Annotated in this window: 19 protein-coding genes; 18 read left to right on the forward strand and 1 reads right to left on the reverse strand. The window is 67.8% G+C overall.

The features are described from left to right. Positions 1 to 709 precede the first annotated feature (709 nt). Positions 710 to 1,021: a DUF736 domain-containing protein gene (locus AC1Q7F_RS32110; protein WP_492512621.1), complete on the forward strand. Its 312-nt coding sequence runs from the start codon at positions 710 to 712 to the stop codon at positions 1,019 to 1,021. Positions 1,022 to 1,356: 335 nt separating this feature from the next. Next, entirely contained in the window at positions 1,357 to 2,553 is a 1,197-nt protein-coding gene (locus tag AC1Q7F_RS32115; protein ID WP_492512622.1) for a DUF932 domain-containing protein, read from the forward strand. Between the two features lie 162 nt (positions 2,554 to 2,715). Here the strand turns inward: AC1Q7F_RS32115 and AC1Q7F_RS32120 are convergent, their stop codons facing one another. After that, positions 2,716 to 2,913 (reverse strand): helix-turn-helix domain-containing protein, encoded by a 198-nt coding sequence (locus tag AC1Q7F_RS32120; RefSeq protein ID WP_492512623.1) that lies wholly within the window; start codon positions 2,911 to 2,913, stop codon positions 2,716 to 2,718. A gap of 263 nt (positions 2,914 to 3,176) precedes the next feature. Here AC1Q7F_RS32120 and AC1Q7F_RS32125 point away from each other — a divergent pair, with 263 nt between their 5' ends. The 16 genes from AC1Q7F_RS32125 (at position 3,177) to AC1Q7F_RS32200 (ending at position 16,072) form a co-directional block, all read left to right on the forward strand. Beyond that, positions 3,177 to 3,440: a DNA -binding domain-containing protein gene (locus tag AC1Q7F_RS32125; RefSeq protein ID WP_492512624.1), complete on the forward strand. Its 264-nt coding sequence runs from the start codon at positions 3,177 to 3,179 to the stop codon at positions 3,438 to 3,440. 112 nt (positions 3,441 to 3,552) lie between these two features. Continuing rightward, positions 3,553 to 3,771: a transcriptional regulator domain-containing protein gene (locus AC1Q7F_RS32130; protein WP_492512625.1), complete on the forward strand. Its 219-nt coding sequence runs from the start codon at positions 3,553 to 3,555 to the stop codon at positions 3,769 to 3,771. A gap of 19 nt (positions 3,772 to 3,790) precedes the next feature. Then, complete coding sequence (locus AC1Q7F_RS32135; RefSeq protein ID WP_492512626.1) at positions 3,791 to 4,345, forward strand: DUF2285 domain-containing protein; 555 nt, start codon at positions 3,791 to 3,793, stop codon at positions 4,343 to 4,345. Between the two features lie 125 nt (positions 4,346 to 4,470). Beyond that, positions 4,471 to 4,749 (forward strand): helix-turn-helix transcriptional regulator, encoded by a 279-nt coding sequence (locus AC1Q7F_RS32140; RefSeq protein WP_492512627.1) that lies wholly within the window; start codon positions 4,471 to 4,473, stop codon positions 4,747 to 4,749. 3 nt (positions 4,750 to 4,752) lie between these two features. Then, positions 4,753 to 5,802 carry a replication initiator protein A gene (locus AC1Q7F_RS32145; protein ID WP_492512628.1) on the forward strand — a complete coding sequence of 350 codons (1,050 nt, stop codon included), beginning with the start codon at positions 4,753 to 4,755 and terminating at the stop codon, positions 5,800 to 5,802. Further along, the gene (parA, locus tag AC1Q7F_RS32150) at positions 5,799 to 6,437 is read left to right on the forward strand and encodes a ParA family partition ATPase (RefSeq protein WP_492512629.1); all 639 of its coding nucleotides are present in this window, start codon (positions 5,799 to 5,801) and stop codon (positions 6,435 to 6,437) included. The genes AC1Q7F_RS32145 and parA overlap by 4 nt, the downstream gene beginning before the upstream one ends. Beyond that, the gene (locus AC1Q7F_RS32155; RefSeq protein WP_492512630.1) at positions 6,434 to 6,676 is read left to right on the forward strand and encodes a hypothetical protein; all 243 of its coding nucleotides are present in this window, start codon (positions 6,434 to 6,436) and stop codon (positions 6,674 to 6,676) included. Before parA ends, AC1Q7F_RS32155 begins: the two co-directional genes overlap by 4 nt. Further along, positions 6,673 to 7,167: a DUF2840 domain-containing protein gene (locus tag AC1Q7F_RS32160; protein WP_492512631.1), complete on the forward strand. Its 495-nt coding sequence runs from the start codon at positions 6,673 to 6,675 to the stop codon at positions 7,165 to 7,167. The genes AC1Q7F_RS32155 and AC1Q7F_RS32160 overlap by 4 nt, the downstream gene beginning before the upstream one ends. Beyond that, positions 7,164 to 7,661, forward strand: coding sequence for a S26 family signal peptidase (locus AC1Q7F_RS32165; protein WP_492512632.1), 498 nt, complete (start codon positions 7,164 to 7,166; stop codon positions 7,659 to 7,661). The genes AC1Q7F_RS32160 and AC1Q7F_RS32165 overlap by 4 nt, the downstream gene beginning before the upstream one ends. A 32-nt stretch (positions 7,662 to 7,693) precedes the next feature. Beyond that, entirely contained in the window at positions 7,694 to 8,278 is a 585-nt protein-coding gene (locus AC1Q7F_RS32170) for a lytic transglycosylase domain-containing protein (protein ID WP_492512633.1), read from the forward strand. A 246-nt stretch (positions 8,279 to 8,524) separates the two neighbouring features. Further along, the gene (locus tag AC1Q7F_RS32175; RefSeq protein WP_492512634.1) at positions 8,525 to 10,261 is read left to right on the forward strand and encodes a relaxase/mobilization nuclease domain-containing protein; all 1,737 of its coding nucleotides are present in this window, start codon (positions 8,525 to 8,527) and stop codon (positions 10,259 to 10,261) included. A gap of 152 nt (positions 10,262 to 10,413) precedes the next feature. Beyond that, positions 10,414 to 10,647, forward strand: coding sequence for a helix-turn-helix domain-containing protein (locus AC1Q7F_RS32180; protein WP_492512635.1), 234 nt, complete (start codon positions 10,414 to 10,416; stop codon positions 10,645 to 10,647). After that, on the forward strand, positions 10,647 to 11,963 hold the full coding sequence (locus AC1Q7F_RS32185; protein WP_492512636.1) for a type II toxin-antitoxin system HipA family toxin: 1,317 nt from the start codon (positions 10,647 to 10,649) through the stop codon (positions 11,961 to 11,963). The genes AC1Q7F_RS32180 and AC1Q7F_RS32185 overlap by 1 nt, the downstream gene beginning before the upstream one ends. Positions 11,964 to 12,081: 118 nt before the next feature. Then, positions 12,082 to 14,073: a conjugal transfer protein TraG gene (locus AC1Q7F_RS32190; protein ID WP_492512637.1), complete on the forward strand. Its 1,992-nt coding sequence runs from the start codon at positions 12,082 to 12,084 to the stop codon at positions 14,071 to 14,073. 7 nt (positions 14,074 to 14,080) lie between these two features. Next, positions 14,081 to 14,512, forward strand: a complete 432-nt coding sequence (locus AC1Q7F_RS32195) for a CopG family transcriptional regulator (RefSeq protein WP_492512638.1) — start codon at positions 14,081 to 14,083, stop codon at positions 14,510 to 14,512. Positions 14,513 to 15,232: 720 nt separating this feature from the next. Next, positions 15,233 to 16,072, forward strand: a complete 840-nt coding sequence (locus AC1Q7F_RS32200; RefSeq protein ID WP_492512639.1) for a hypothetical protein — start codon at positions 15,233 to 15,235, stop codon at positions 16,070 to 16,072. Positions 16,073 to 16,106: the final 34 nt, after the last annotated feature.

The raw sequence follows: 16,106 nt of genomic DNA on the forward strand, positions 1-16,106 counted from the left end.
AAATTTGTTCGTTGTCTTGCTCATCGTAGCCCCATCCTCTCAGGAGTTGGAGCCGCCGACAATCCCGGCGCGGTTCAACCCGCCCGTCCGCTTCCGGCCCCATCACAGCCATCAGTTGACGGTACACTGCGCCTCAGTCTCACTATGGCCTTTGACGATTCTCCATACTCGTTATCCGTTGGCGACCAGAACCCCGTCCTGCAGGTTGATGCAAAGGGCCCAATGTAGGCGAGCTAGACGTATCTATCGCGGCTGCTCGGCAGCGAACGCTCCTATCGTGCTCCGGCCCCCTGCCGGCGTGAATCACCTGACGCTGATCAGCGGGTGGCGTCGTCATTCTCCCGGCAACCTCCGCCCTTCCTTCGCCACGGCAGGTTCTTGCACGCCCGCTACCGTGTCCCTCTTGCTGTCCGGTCCCTTCCCCCACCATGTCGTCCCCGTGGATTGGTCCCGAGCGCGGCCACGCCGCCTCTGATGGGCTGATCTGACCGGAGGCCGGCTGACGCCTTGATCGCCTGTCCGCAAGGCCGGGAGACGGCTTTTTTCCGCCGCCGGGCAGGCCGGCTTTGCATCGCGAGGCAAAAAAGCCGTCTCCCGGCCTCCTCCGCTGCGCTGCGGGCCTGCGGCTGCGGGGTCGATCACCTCCGGTCCCGGGATCGCCATCGAGGCCGCGGTGGTCGCGGCCCGGGCAACACGAGGAGTATGTGACATGGCGAGCATCGGCACCTTCACCAAGACCGAGAACGGCTTCACCGGTTCGGTCAAGACCCTTACCCTCAACGTCAAGGCCAAGATTGTCGCCGCCGACAAGGAGAATGAGCGCGCCCCCGACTTCCGCATCTTCGCCGGCACCACCGAATTCGGCGCCGCCTGGAAGAAGACCGCCCGCGAAACCGGCCGAGACTATCTCTCCGTCAAGCTGGACGACCCCAGCTTCCCGGCACCCATCTATGCCAGCCTGGTTGAGGCCGAGGGCGAGGACAGCTTCTCCCTCATCTGGTCCCGCCGCACCGGCGACTGAGCGCCTCCGATCCTCAACGCCCCGCTCTTCGGAGCGGGGCTTTTTCCGTGCCTGCATGGGCGGTGGCGCGACCGCGTGATGGAAGCGGCGGACCTGCGGTCCAAGCCTTGCGCGCGTGTCCGCTAAGGGCGCCGCCCTCGCGCGGCGCAAGGGTACAGTCCCGTGCCGGGACCGGACGGGGCGGTCTCCCCGGCCTTCCGGCACCTGGCGGCTCCGTGCAGGCCGGGCGATCCCCCTCCGCCCCGTCCGCCCTTGCCCCTTGCTACCCCGGTCTCGCCGACGGGCAGGGGTGCAGCGCAGCGCTGCGCTGACACCCCTGACCCAGGAGAGATGACATGACCATGATCGAACAGAATGACAAGGGCCGGCCCGTCACCGGTGGCTTCTGCGTCGATGTCGGCCGGGGCGAGCGTATCGGCCGGGTTTCGTCGGAATGGTTCTCCCGCCCCCGCGACGAGCGCTATCTGAGCCTGACCGACTTGCACGATGCTGTCTCCGCCCGTGCCCGGCGGGCGACGGCGCGGACGGTGGAGAGCCGTCTGGTACGAGTGGAGGCCAGCCGCGACGATGCCGAGCGGCTGGCCCTGCTGCTGCCGGGGCGGGCCGATCCCGTCGCACCCACGCATTGGAGTTTCGGGCAATTGTGCGGGCTGGTCGGGGCGCCCGCCGGCTACCTGCGGCAGTTGCCGGCCCCGCTGGCCGGGATCAACCTTCAGCACGGGCTGCTGTCGCACCGGGGCGAACTGGTCAAGACCCTGGAAGCCGATGACGGGCGGGTCGAGTTGCGCGCCGTCACCGGCCCGGATTACGGCCGCATCTGGGATCACGAACTGGTGTCGGCCGTGCAGCGCATCGCCGGCAACGGTACGGGCGACACGCGCTGGAAGGTGCCGGGCGTGCTGGACTGGTCGACCATGACGCATAACCCCTTCATCGACGTGACGGCGGAGACGACGACGCTCTATGCCAGCGACCGCGACGTGTTCCTGTTTCTGGTCGATGACACCCACCCCATCGAGGCCGGGCGCCTGCCCAACGGGGAGCCGGACCTGTATTTCCGGGGCTTCTACGCCTGGAACAGCGAGGTGGGTTCCAAGACCCTGGGCATCGCCTCCTTCTACCTGCGCGCCGTGTGCCAGAATCGCCAGTTGTGGGGCGTGGAGGGGTTCGAGGAGATCAGCATCCGCCACAGCAAGTTCGCCGCCCAGCGCTTCGCCCAGGAGGCGGCCCCGGCCCTGGCGAGCTTCGCCGGGTCCAGCCCGGCCCCCTTCCTGGCCGGCATCCGCGCGGCACGGGAACGGATCGTGGCCCGCAGCGACGAGGACCGGCAGGATTTCCTGCGCAAGCGTGGCTTCTCGCGTGCTGAGACGGGGCAGATCATCGAGACCGTGCTGCGGGAGGAAGGGCACCCGCCGGAAAGCCTGTTCGACTTTGTGCAGGGCATCACCGCCCATGCCCGCGCCAAGCCGCACCAGGATGCAAGGCTGGAACTGGAGGGCAAGGCCAAGCGCCTGCTGGACCGCACCGCCTGAGATCAGCAAAGCCGTACAGCCGCATCGCCGGCTGTACGGCTTTGCGCCGTTCCGGGAATACGGCTTTCCGGATTTCCGTAAATCCGTGGAAGCGGCTTTCCGGCTTTGCGGTTCCACGCCCGATTTTTCGCCGCCCCGGCGGGGCCGGGGCGGCGGGCGAGATCAGGTCCCGTCCTTCATCACGCTCTCATCCAGCAAGGCGGCCGGTCGCACCTCCAGCGCCTGCGCGGCCTCCCAGACCTTCAACAGGGTCAGGTTCTGCAGACCGCGCTCGGCGGCGCTGACATAGGCGCGATCGACACCCATCCGCTCCGCCACAGCTTCCTGGCTGAGGCCGGCCTGCAACCGGTAGCGCCGCATGTTGGCGCCAAGGAGCCTGCGAATGTCCATCCGCAGGATAGAAAGCAATCGTGCATTCTGGTGCTACGTATTATAATACGCGAATGCGTCGTCGCGATCACGAAATGGTCACAGCGCCTGCACCGCCGGTAGGGACAGGATGATGCGACGGACGCGGTGCGCGATGCGGTCTGTGCATCATATTCCGAGGATAAATCTTCCGCTATGCAACCATGTCTCCGCGTCGAATAATAGGCCCGGCAAGCAAGTAGACGAGCGCCACCATGAATTGTCCGGCATTCCAGGACGAGCCCCCCGACCGCCAGCACCTGACCAGCTATGACGAGCGGCACTTCATAACATACCTCCGTCTGCTGGATGCGGCAGAGGAAGGCGTGTCCTGGCAGGAGGTGGTACAGGTCATCTTTGGCATCGACCCGGCGCGCGAGCCGGAGCGGGCCCGCCGCGTCCATGACAGCCACCTCGCCCGAGCGCAATGGATGACACACACGGGGTATGCCTATCTGCTGCGCCCGCCGCTGCAATAGCCGCTATCCATGCGGCGGCGACATCATGCGAACCGTTCGCAATGCCTTGCTACCCCATAGCCCGCCCGGAACTGTGCCTGCATGTCATTGGCGTTGCGGAGAGGGCGAGCCGATGGGTTGGACAGCCGACTGGCGCACTCCCAACACCGGGGAACCTTTGCAGGTTCTCGACCGCTGCGGCTTCGCGCTGGAGTTCCTGCGCCGCAATCCCGCCTATCGTGCCGAGCATGACCGGTTGCAGCAGGTGCTGGCGGCCGACACGGAGGCGGCCCGCATCGCGGCCTGCGATCTGGCCCGCCGCTGGGGGCTGGGGTTTTGCCGCCGACCCTGACCGGCCGGCATGGCGGCAGGTGGTCCTGTGGCGGCCGGAACTGCTGCCTGTCGCCTTGCCGCTGGTGCCGCTGACGGACCCTTCCGACACCGCAATCATGCTGGACACGGTGGTCCTTGGCCTAGTGCTGGCCGATATTGTGACGGACGGCGGCCGCTATCTCGTCCTGGCCGATCCGACGGGCGATCACCGGCTCTGGCTGCCGGAACCGGCCGACTTGGCGGGGCGACTGGCCCTGCGCCTGCCGCTCGATGAGCATCTCCCGCTACGCCTGGCCTGCGCTCAACGGCTGCATCACCGTCTGAAAGGACGCATGGGCGGGCCGATGCCGCCCGCCTGGCACCTCACCCCGGCCAAGCGCCGCCGCCTGATCCTGATGCTGCGGGCCCTGGACGGACACCTGGCCGGCGCCACCTATCGCGACATCGCCGCTGTGCTGCTGGACCCCGACAGCGCGCAACTGCCGGCCCGTCTCTGGAAGACCGCCGCCACCCGCGCCCGGGCCATCCGGCTGGTCGCCGATGCCGTCGCCCTGATGCAGGGCGGCTATCGCATGCTGCTGCGCGGCGGATGAGGGCGGGGTGGACAGTTTCGGCCCCCCGCCAATCCGTCATCCTCCCCGTCCGTTTCCCTACGCCAGCCTGGGACCGATCCGCCGCCGGCATCCGCCGCTGGCCCGTCCTGTCCCAGGAGGCTCCCATGCCCAATCCCGTCTTGCCGTCCCGGTATCTTTGCACGCCGGAAGCGGCGCGCTTCCTCAGCCTGTCCGGACGGACCCTGGAGAAGCACCGCACCTATGGCACCGGCCCCGTCTATCGCAAGCTGGGTGGCCGCATCGTCTACACCGTCGAGGACCTGCAGGCCTGGGCCGACCGTGGCCGGCGCGTCTCCACCACCGATCCGGGCAGCGGCACCGTCTATCCGGCCCGGCGCCTCTATGCGCAGGTGCCGGGCGGCAACGGCCCCGGGGGACGCTGAGCCATGGCGCCGCGTGATCCCCCGCCGCAGCCCGGCCGTTCGGACGAACGCGCCCGGCTCGACCCGTTCGAGGCGCTGGCCGGCGACGTGCCGCCACGCGACCAGCGCGACCTGATGGAACGGCCCTTCTTCTCGCTGGCCAAGTCGCGGCGGGTGGCGCCCATCCTCTACCGGGCCGGCGAGATCGAGATCCAGGTCCATGCCGTGGCCGAATACGGCATGGCCACCATCTGGGATGCCGACCTGCTGATCTGGGCGGCCAGCCAGATCCTGGCCGCCCAGGATCGCGGCCTGCCGACCTCGCGCTTTTTCCGCTTCACGCCCTACCGGCTGCTGACCTCCATCGGCCGGGCCACGGGCAAGCGCAACTATCTGCTGCTGAAGGCGGCGCTGACCCGGCTGCAATCGACGGTCATCCGCACCAACATCCGCCACGGTGCCCAATGGCGCCGGCAGCAATTCTCCTGGATCAACGAGTGGGAGGAGCGCGTCACCAGCACCGGCCGGGTCGAAGGCATGGAGTTCGTGCTGCCCGACTGGTTCTACCAGGGCGTCATCGACCGCCGCCTCGTGCTGGCCATCGATCCCGGCTATTTCCGCCTCACCGGCGGGGTTGAGCGCTGGCTCTACCGCCTGGCCCGCAAGCATGCCGGCCGGCAGCGGGAGGGCTGGCGGTTCGAGTTGCGGCACCTGCACGCCAAGAGCGCCAGCCAGGCCCGCTATGCCGACTTCGCCCTCGACATCCGCGCCATCGTCCGTCGCCAGCCGCTGCCGGGCTACGCCCTGGCGCTGGTCCGGGCGGGCGGCGGCGAGACGCTGATCTTGCGGCCTTCTGTGGATAATTTAGTGGATAACTCTGTGCGTGATGTCGGGATAAGCGATCCCGCTATCGGTACTTCGGGCGCAACCGCCATCGGTACATCAGGCGCATGGATATCGGTACATCGGGCGCACGAACCCCAGCCAAGCCTCTGGCGTGCAAAGCGAATTCGGTCCCGTAAAGAGTCTAAAGAAGAATCTAAAGTTAAACAGGATGCTGGGGGCGGCCCATGATCGTGGCGCTGCTGAACCAGAAGGGCGGCGCCGGCAAGACGACGCTGGCCCTGCATCTTGCCGGTGCCTGGGCGACCCGGGGCAGGCGGGTAACCCTGATCGACGCCGATCCGCAGGCCTCATCCCTGGACTGGTCGGCGCAACGGGCTCGCGAGGGGCTGCCGCGCCGCTTTGCGACCATCGGGCTGGCCCGCGACACGCTGCACCGGGAGGCGCCGGACCTGGCCCGCGCCGCCGACCATCTGATCATCGACGGGCCGCCGCGCGTGGCGGCCCTGATGCGCTCGGCCCTGCTGGCGGCCGACCTGGTGCTGATCCCTGTGCAGCCCTCGCCTCTGGATGGCTGGGCCTCGGCGGAGATGCTGCGGCTGCTGGCCGAGGCCCAGGCCTTCCGGCCGCAGCTGCGGGCGCGCTTCCTGCTGAACCGCTGCGCTGCCCGCACCCGCATCGCCCGGCACACGGCCCAGGCGCTGGTCGGCCAGGACCCGCCGGCCCTGTCCGCCAGCATCGGCCAGCGCGTGATCTATGCCGAGGCGGTCCGCAGCGGCCGGCTGGCCGATGAACTGGACGCGCACGGGCCAGCGGCACGGGAGGTCGAACAACTGGCGGCTGAGATCGCCGGGCTGGCACCATGAGCCGGACCGACCGCAACGGCTTCGTTGCCCGCCCTTCCGATGCCGAGACCTGGGTCCGCCGCCCGGACCGCCGCGATGACACGGCCGACGCCTTCACGGCCCGGCTGACCATCGACGTCACACCGGCCCTGCGCGGCCGCATCAGGATGGCGGCCTTCCGCCAGGGGCTGACCATGGCCGACCTGTTGCGCGACCTGCTGGCGCGGCACTTTCCGCCAGACGCGGGAGCGGCGCCATGACCGGCCGCCTGCCGCCCGGCGTGACGCCGGCCATGCTGACCCGCGTCGAGCTGCTCTGGGTCGAGAAGCAGGTCGAGCGCTGGGTCCGCTTCGGCCGCGAGGTCGAGGAGGTGATCCATGACCGCAGCCGCCGCGTGCTAGGCTTCGCGCCCGGCAGTGTCTTCGCCTATGTCCGCTGGGCCGCCAACGATCATGGCACTCTGGTGTCGCGCATCGACATTGCCCGCGCCGTCCTTCCGGGCGAGCCCTTCTCGACACTGCCCTATGTCCGGCCCGGTGCCGATATCCTGCTGCGTCAGAGCGGCTGGCCCAAGGTGGAAGCCGTGCTCCAGCATATCGATGGTGTCGAGGCGTTGGGGTTGGATGCGGCAGAGGTTGCACCCGACCATTGGCGCCACCTGCATCACCGCATGCAGGCCGGCGAGCCGCCCCGCGCCTATACGCTGGCCCGGCACCAGGCCTGGTTAAGGCGCCGGGAGGCAGGGCCATGAGGCGCTGGCTACCCTTTGTGATGGCGGTCCTGTCCGTCGCGGCCCTGCTGCTGCCACCCGTGCCCCGTCTGGTCTGGAACGCCAGCGGCAGTATGCCGCGCGGCCTCTATGCCCTGCGGCCCGTGGCGGAGCTACGGCCCGGCATGCTGGTCGCGATCAGGCCGCCCGCTTCCCTGGCCGGCTATCTCGCCGGGCGCGGCTATCTGCCGGCCGGCGTCCCGCTGCTCAAGCCTGTGGCCGCCCTGCCGGGCCAGCGTGTGTGCCGGAGGGACCGCCGCATCAGCATCGACGGCCGCGCCGCCGGCACGGCACGCGACCACGACAGCCGCCAGCGGCCGCTGCCCGTCTGGCAGGGCTGCCGGCTGCTGAGGCCGGGCGAGGTCTTCCTGATGAACCCGGCTGTGCCCGACAGCCTGGACAGCCGCTATTTCGGGTCCTTGCCGATGGTGCGGATCCTCGGCGAGGCCTTGCCGCTCTGGCTGATGGAGCCATGACTATGCCTCCCTCCATTCCTCGGTTCGGCCAAATGCCGCACCATTCCTCCGTCCCGACCAGGAACTGGCAGGCCGCCGCGAACCCGGTGACAGGCTGGGTCCGTCTCGGGGCGGTGATCCTGCTGCTGGGCTTGGCACCCGTGCCTTCGGCAGCGGGGGATGATCCTGTCGGGGAGGCGATGCGGGAGGCCTCCGGGCGCTTCGGCATTCCGGCATCCTGGATCACGGCGTTGATCCGGGTGGAAAGTGCGGGGGACGCCCAGGCCCTGTCGCCCAAGGGCGCCATGGGCCTGATGCAGGTGATGCCGGGAACCTATGCCGACCTGCGCCACCGGTACGGACTGGGTCCCGACCCCTGGGACATCCGCGACAACATCCTGGCCGGCACCGCATATCTGCGCGAGTTGCAGGACCGGTACGGCCCGGACGGGGCCTTCGCCGCCTACAATGCCGGCCCCGCCCGCTATGCCGAGCATCTGGCGACGGGCCGGCCGCTGCCGGCGGAGACCCGTGCCTATTTCGCCCGCCTCGCCCTGACCGGGGACGGGCCATCACCCGCCATCGCGCCGGACTGGCGGCGGGCGCCGCTGTTCGCCGGGCGATGGTCCGGCCGGTGATGACGCTTCTGCTTTTCTGCCATCGGGACCAGTCGCCCCCTGTCGCCTGTCCGCCGATGGGTGTGGAGAGGCTCGGCCCCCCAAAACCTGATGGCAGGATAAAAGGCGGCGAGGTGCCGCGCGGTCGGGTGGTTTGTTTTCAAGGGGTTAAGTCTGGTTTTCGCACGGTGCGCGTCGATCCGGCACCGTGCCGGCCCCGGCCAAAGGGCGGATTTCCGCCTTTTGTCGCACCTCGCGGGAGGGTTCATGGCGCACGATGAGGATTTCCAGCTCCGGCCCGGCCGTATCCGCTCGCGGGGCGAGCAGCGGGCCCGGCCCTTCGTGGCCCAGGCCCTGGCGGCGGCGCAGAAGGCCGGCGGCCATGTCACGCGCGGCCGCGTTACGGCACCGCGCGCCAGCCGCTTCGGGCGGGGCCGCAGCGCCAGCATCCGGGCCAACCATTTGCTGTCTAGCCGCTCACGCGAGGTCGTCATCAAGGCGCGGGTGGTGCGCATGGCGGCCAGGGGCGCCAGCCTTGTCGCCCATCTCTCCTATCTCCGCCGCGAGGGTGTGACCCGCGACGGGGAGAAGGCCCGGATGTTCGGGGCCGACAGCGACGCAGCCGACCATGCCGCCTTCGCCAAACGCTGCGAGGAGGACCGGCACCATTTCCGCTTCATCGTCTCGCCCGACGATGCCACCGATCTGGCCGACCTGCGCCGCTTCGGGCGCGATCTGATGGAGCAGATGCAGGCGGACCTGGGCACGCGGCTGGACTGGGTGTCCGTCGACCACTGGAACACGGCCCATCCGCATCTGCACATCCTGGTCCGGGGGCGGGGCGATGATGGCCGCGACCTGGTCATCGCCCGCGACTATATCGCCACCGGCCTGCGCGCCCGCGCCCAAGACCTGGTGACACAGGAACTGGGGCCGCGCACAGACCTGGATATCCGGCAGGCCCTGGAACGGCAGGTCGAGGCGGAGCGCTGGACCCGGCTGGACCGGGCGCTGGCGTGGCAGATGGACAGCCAGGGCATCATCGACACAGCTCCCGTGCCGGGCGAGGCGCCCGACGACTTCCTGCCCCTGAAACTCGGCCGGTTGCGCAAGCTGGAAGGGCTGGGGCTGGCCCGGCAATTGGCGCCGGGACAATGGACCCTGTCGCCCACGGCCGAGGTGACCCTGCGCGAACTGGGCGAGCGCGGCGACATCATCAAGCGCATCCATCAGGGGCTGGCCGCCGGCGGGATTGAGCGGGCGGCATCCAGCTATGTGCTGGCGGGCGAGGCCCTGGCCGATCCCGTCATCGGCCGGCTGGTGGCGCGCGGGCTGGACGACGAGCTGCGCGGGTCGGCCTTCGCCGTCATCGATGGTGTCGACGGCCGTACCCACCATGTCCGCTTGGCCGACCTGGAGGCTGCCGGCGACAGCCCGGCCGGCTCCATCGTCGAGCTGCGCCGCTGCCAGGATGGCCAGGGCCGGCAGCGCGTGACCCTGGCCGTGCGCTCCGACCTGGACATTGCCGCACAGGTGACGGCTGGTGGCGCCACCTGGCTGGACCGCCAGCTGTTAGCCCGCCATCCGCCGGCCCTGGGCAGTGGTGGTTTCGGGGCGGAGATGAAGGCGGCGCTGACGGATCGCACCGACCATTTGCTGGCGGCGGGGCTGGCACGACGGGAGGGCGACCGGGTCCTCTATGCGCGCGGCCTGCTGGACAGGCTGCGGCGGCAGGACCTGGACCGTACCGGCGCCCGCCTTGCTGCCGAGACGGGTTTGCCACAATCCGCACGCGTCGTCGGCGACGGCATCGCCGGCATCTACCGCCAGCGGCTGGACCTGGCCTCGGGCCGCTTTGCCATGATCGATGACGGGCTGGGGTTCAGTCTGGTGCCTTGGGTACCGTCGCTGGAAAAGCAGATCGGTCGCCAGGTTTCTGGCATCATCCGCACCGATGGGGGCGTTGACTGGACTCTCGGGCGCAAGCGAGGCTTGGGGATATGATCCGGGAGTGTCTGCTGGAATTCTGCGTACGCAGAACAAGCAGGGGCGTCGTCACGAAAGGATGGGCATATTCTGCGTACGCAGAATTCCCGTTTGTATTCCGCCGGAACCGGGTCAATATTCTGTGTACGCAGAATATCGAGGCCAGGACCATGCTCAAGCGCGATCGGATGGACGTGCCGTTGCACAACACCGCTGCCATCGGTGCGCTCATCCGCAGCCGGCGCAAGGAGCTGGCCCTGACCCAGAAGCAGCTTTCGGAGCTGACCGGTCTCAGCCTGGCCTTCGTCAACGGCATTGAGAACGGCAAGGAAACCGCCGAGATCGGCAAGGCGCTGCAACTGCTGGCGGCGCTGGGCATCGACCTCCAGGGCAGGGTGCGGTGATGGCGGATCCAGCCGACACGCTTGACGTCTATCTCGGGGTGCTGCCGGTCGGCGCCCTCTCCGCCGACCCGCAAGGCAGGCTGGCCTTCCATTACCGGCCGGATGCCCCGCCCTTGTCCTATCGGCTGCCGGTGCGGGCCGAGCCCTATGATGACGCCGCCTGCCGGCCGTTCTTCGCGGGCCTGTTGCCGGAGGGACCGGCATTGACCAAGGCGGCGGCGCGCAAGGGATTGCAGGTCTATGAGACATTCCGGCTGCTGGCGGCCTATGGCGGTGAATGCGCCGGCGCCGTTCGCCTGCTCCCGCCCGGATCGCCGCCGGCCATCCCCAGCGACTATGAGCCGTTCAGCAACGCGCAATTGGCCAATCTGGGCGAGGAACTGCAAGGCTCGCCCAACTTTTCCGCCGACCGGCGCGTGCGGTTGTCGCTGGCCGGCGCCCAGGTGAAGTCCGCCGTCGCCCTCTTCGGGGGCCGGTTCCATCGGCCCCTGGGCGGCTCGCCCTCCACCCATATCGTCAAGTCGTCGGACCGGCCAGAATATCATGACCTTGTCCGCAACGAGGCCTTCTGCATGGCGCTGGCCGCCCGCGTCGGATTGGATGTGGCGGCGACCTGCATCGTGGTCTTCGGCGGCCGGGAATGCCTGCTGGTCGAGCGCTATGACCGGATCGTCGAGGGGACCCTGGTCACGGAGTTGCACCAGGAGGATGTCTGCCAGGCCCTGGGCTATCCGCCGGAGCGCAAATACGAGTTCGACGACGACAGCGACGCCAAGATCGGGCCGGGCTTCGACGACTGCCTGACGCTGTTGCAGACGGTGCGGGCGCCCATCCTCGCCCTGCGGGAATTCCGGCGGCGGGCCCTGTTCAATGTCCTGGTCGGCAATGCCGACGCCCATGGCAAGAACACCAGTCTGCTCTACGACCAGCCGGGGAGCGCCCCCATCCTGGCCCCGGCCTATGATATCGTCTGTACCCGGCTCTATCCGGACCTGAAGGAGGATTTCGCCATGGCCTATGGCGAGGCCCGCCGGGCGGCCGAACTGACGGCGGACAATCTGACCCGCCTGGCGCCGCCGGGGCGCGCCGCCCGCAAGGCCTTCCTCGATGACGCGTATGCCATGGCGAGCCGCATCCTGCCGCTGGCCCGGGCCCTGTGCGACGAGCCGCCCTTCAACCACGCCCCGCCCTACAGCACCATCCTCAGCTGCATCGGCGACCGCGTGCAGCTGCTGGGCGACATCCTGGGCCGGCCCATCGCCGTCGACACCCGGCCCTTCATCCTCAAGGGTGGGGGCTGGCTGCTGCCCAGCTGAAAGCGCGGGGCGGTATTCCTTCGCCGGCATCCGCCAGCGCACGATGCCCGATCGACACCCCTTGGCAGGGTCGCGCCCTGGGGCTTTCCCTTGTCCGGCACAGCCTGGACGAGGAACCATGTCGGGAACCCGCATCCTCTGGGGCCAGATCCTGCTCGTCCTTGGCGAGGTGCTGGCCTGCATCTGGGGCGCCACGCAATGGACGGCATGGCGCCTGGGCTTCCAGCCTCAGCTCGGCACGCCCTGGACCGACCTTGCCGGCCTGCCGCTCTATCCGCCGCCAGCCTTCTTCTGGTGGTGGTACTGGTACGACGCCTATGCGCCACGGATCTTCATGGAAGGCGCGCTGATCGCCCTGTCGGGCGGGTTCCTTTCTATTGGAACCGCTATCGCCCTGTCGGTCTGGCGGGCGCGGGAGGCCCGAAACGTCGAGACCTATGGCTCCGCCCGTTGGGCCACCCGGCCGGAGATCGCGGCGGCCGGCCTGCTGGGCGTCGATGGCGTCATGCTGGGGCGGTTCGAAGCCGACTATCTGCGCCACGATGGCCCCGAGCATGTGCTGTGCTTCGCGCCGACCCGCTCCGGCAAGGGCGTGGGGCTGGTGGTGCCCACGCTGCTGGCCTGGCCGGAGAGCGCCATCGTCCATGACATCAAGGGCGAGAACTGGGAACGCACCGCCGGCTGGCGGGCCCGCTTCGGCCGGGTGCTGCGCTTCGATCCCACCGATCCGGCCAGTGCCGCCTACAACCCGCTGCTGGAGATCCGCCGCGGCGTGCAGGAGGTGCGCGACGTGCAGAATGTCGCCGACGTGCTGGTCGATCCGGAAGGCTCGCTGGAACGCCGGAACCATTGGGAGAAGACCAGCCACAGCCTGCTGGTCGGCGCCATCCTGCATGTGCTTTATGCCGGTCCCGACCGCACCTTGGCCGGCGTCGCCAACCTGCTGTCCGACCCGGGGCGGCCCATCGAGGCCACCCTGCGGGCGATGATGACCGCGCCGCACCTGGACGGGCGGCCCCATCCGGTGGTGGCCTCGGCGGCGCGGGAACTGCTGAACAAATCGGACAATGAACGCTCGGGCGTGCTGTCGACCGCCATGTCCTTCCTCGGCCTCTACCGTGATCCCGTCGTGGCCCAGGTCACCAGCCGCTGCGACTGGCGCATCGCCGACCTTGTGGCCAACGAACGGCCGACCACGCTTTATTTCGTCGTGCCGCCGTCGGACATCAGCCGGACCAAGCCGCTGGTCCGGCTGGTGCTGAACCAGATCGGCCGCCGCCTGACCGAGGACCTGCACGACCGCGACCGCCGACACCGGCTGCTGCTGATGCTGGACGAGTTCCCGGCCCTGGGGCGGCTGGATTTCTTCGAGAGCGCGCTGGCCTTCATGGCCGGCTACGGGCTGAAATCCTTCCTGATCGCCCAGAGCCTGAACCAGATCGAGAAGGCCTACGGCCCCAACAACTCGATCCTGGACAATTGCCATGTCCGGGTCAGCTTCGCGACCAACGACGAGCGCACCGCCAAGCGGGTATCGGACGCGCTGGGCACCGCCACCGAGATGCGGGCGATGAAGAACTATGCCGGCCACCGGCTGTCGCCCTGGCTGGGCCATCTGATGGTGTCGCGGTCTGAGACGGCGCGGCCGCTGCTGACGCCGGGTGAGGTGATGCAACTGCCGTCCGGCGAGGAGATCGTCATGGTCTCCGGCACCCCACCCATCCGGGCCGCCAAGGTCCGGTATTATGAGGACCGACGCCTGGCGGCGCGCGTCCTGCCGCCGCCAGCAACGGGGACGGCAGAGGGACCGGTGCGGCCCGACAATTGGAGCGGTTTGCCGCCGATCCAGCGGCCGGGGGCGGGAAGCGCCGTGGGCCATCCTGATGGCGCCGTGGAGGATGAGGCCCCGGCAAATGGCGGCCTGCGCCGGGAGCCAGGGCTTGAGCCGCACGAGGGCATTGTTCCGGCAGCCGCCCCGCTGGTGAACGAGTTCGACGAAGGCGCCGAGGAGATGGACGTGGACAACAGCCGCTCCCGCGCCCTGGCCCGGACCATGCGACGAACCGCCCGGCAAGCGGCGTTGTACCCGAATGATGGCATCGACCTGTGAGGCCCGGATGAAAGCTCGCCTGTCCGTCTATCTCGACCCCGCCATCATGCGCACTCTGTCGGACTATGCTGCCCGCCGGAACCAATCCCTGTCCCTCGTCGCCGAGGCGGCCATCGCCTCCTTCCTGTCGCCGGATGCGGCCGAACGGCAGGAAGCGGCCGTCGTCCGGCGGCTGGACCAGCTGGATCGCCGCCACCAGCGGGTTGAGCGCGATGTCAGTATCGGTATCGAGACGCTGGCCCTGTTCGTGCGCTTCTGGCTCAGCAGCACGCCAGCCTTGCCGGAACCGGCGCAGGCGGCGGCACGGGCCAAGGGAGCGGAACGGTATGATGCGTTTCTCGATGCGCTGGGTCGCCGGTTGGCGAAGGGGCCGGCGCTGAGGCAGGAGATACTCGAAGAGGTCGCCAGTACCGTGAACGATGCTGGCGCCGACCTCTAAAATGTTGGAAATGCGCCGGTTCAGACGCCCAGCCTTTGGTCTTTGCCTGCCAAGTGCCGACGTCCGCTTTCCGGATGACAAGGTCTGCGACTGGCCAAAGCAATCGATGCCTTCGTGCGAGAAATATAGTATGGGAAATTTTGTTTAATAAATTTTCAGATTTACTGTGGTGTCGATCGGCAGAATGCATGAATTTTACCAAAGTCTATAGATATATTTGTAGGTCACGTGTCCTCAATCAAGGCGATTTTGCATCTATGGCGGGTATAATTTTTATCCAATAACACTATTATGTGCAAGTTCGATATGGGCACTGATGTGCACAACTTCGCGCTGCCACGGCTTGGGCAACGGCTCTTCTGAACGCCAATTGGGCTGATTTGGGTAAGGTTATTTGCTACAGTTGCAACCTGGACCTGGAGGCATAAACTATCGAGCATATTGCTCATTTGCTTCTACCTACTGGCTTGGTTGCGAACTTGGGGTATGGGATTGGCCTATAGGCGGGGGGGCTGTCGGAAGTATTGCACATTCGGCGCCGTGCGGGTGGCCGAGTGGTTGGCGTGCGTGCAGTGTGGCGCGATGCTAGGTTTCCTGCGCCGGGTGGCCGCGTTTCTACGCCAACTGCTCTCGGACGTCCGCGGGCGCACTGCAACGAACTCCCAATCGGCAGCTGACCCGGGTACGCCAGCAGCTGTCGGAGCTCCCGGAGCTTCTGCGTTGGTGCTGGCCGCTCCCTTGGATCATGCCGAGGTTTCTGCCGCACCACACGCTTATGTCTTCGCGCTCGAGCCGGCCGAAGCCCGCGTCGCTGCCATTGCATTGAGTGCAGTGGGGGCAGAGGCAGTTGCCGCCATTATTGATCCCGAAGCTACAAGCGAAGTTCCACCAATGGTCGACTTGGCGGTAGTGGATACGGTGGATGTCCCGGGCGCACTGTCCGGCATGGACTTCTGCGGAAACGACACGGATGGCAATCTGTCTCAGGCTGCATCTGCCACAGTGCGGCATGATGCTGTAGTGGTTGCTCCAACCGAGTTTGAGTCTCCAGCCTCTGCGGTCATCGGAAAGATCGACGAGTTCACTAGAAGCGATAACATCCGAGATGGCGGGCTCGAGCAGCCCGATAATGCCGTAGCGAGCAGCCATGCTGCGGCAGACACCGTCAGCGTTAGCAAATTGGCTGAGGACGGGCCTAGATGGGTTGGCGGTGAAGATGAACAGGCGGGTGCCGATGCGGTTATCGATGCGCTCGACCATGCGACTGGGTCTGGCCCGGTGGAGAGCGCTGCTAGCGTAGCGCCAGCCATTGGTGAGCCGGTGCCTACTGTAAACGGCGCTGCGGCCATTACCGCGCATGCACCCGCGGGCGCCGATGCCGCTGTGTTCGAAGACAAGCATGATGATCACACTGATGCTGCCGCGTGCAGAGAGGTGCTAACTGCGGAGGAGGTCAACCGAGCACCGGCACCGTCCCTCGGTCAGGATAGCGTTGGTCAAGCCAAATCGGCCGGATCTGTCCGTCGTCGAAACAAATGGGACGGTTGGATGATTTTGTGAGTGGAGGTTCTGGCTCGTTGCGGGTTGATGTTAA

The sequence above is a fragment of the Niveispirillum sp. GW835-FHT14G11 genome (assembly GCF_058793615.1).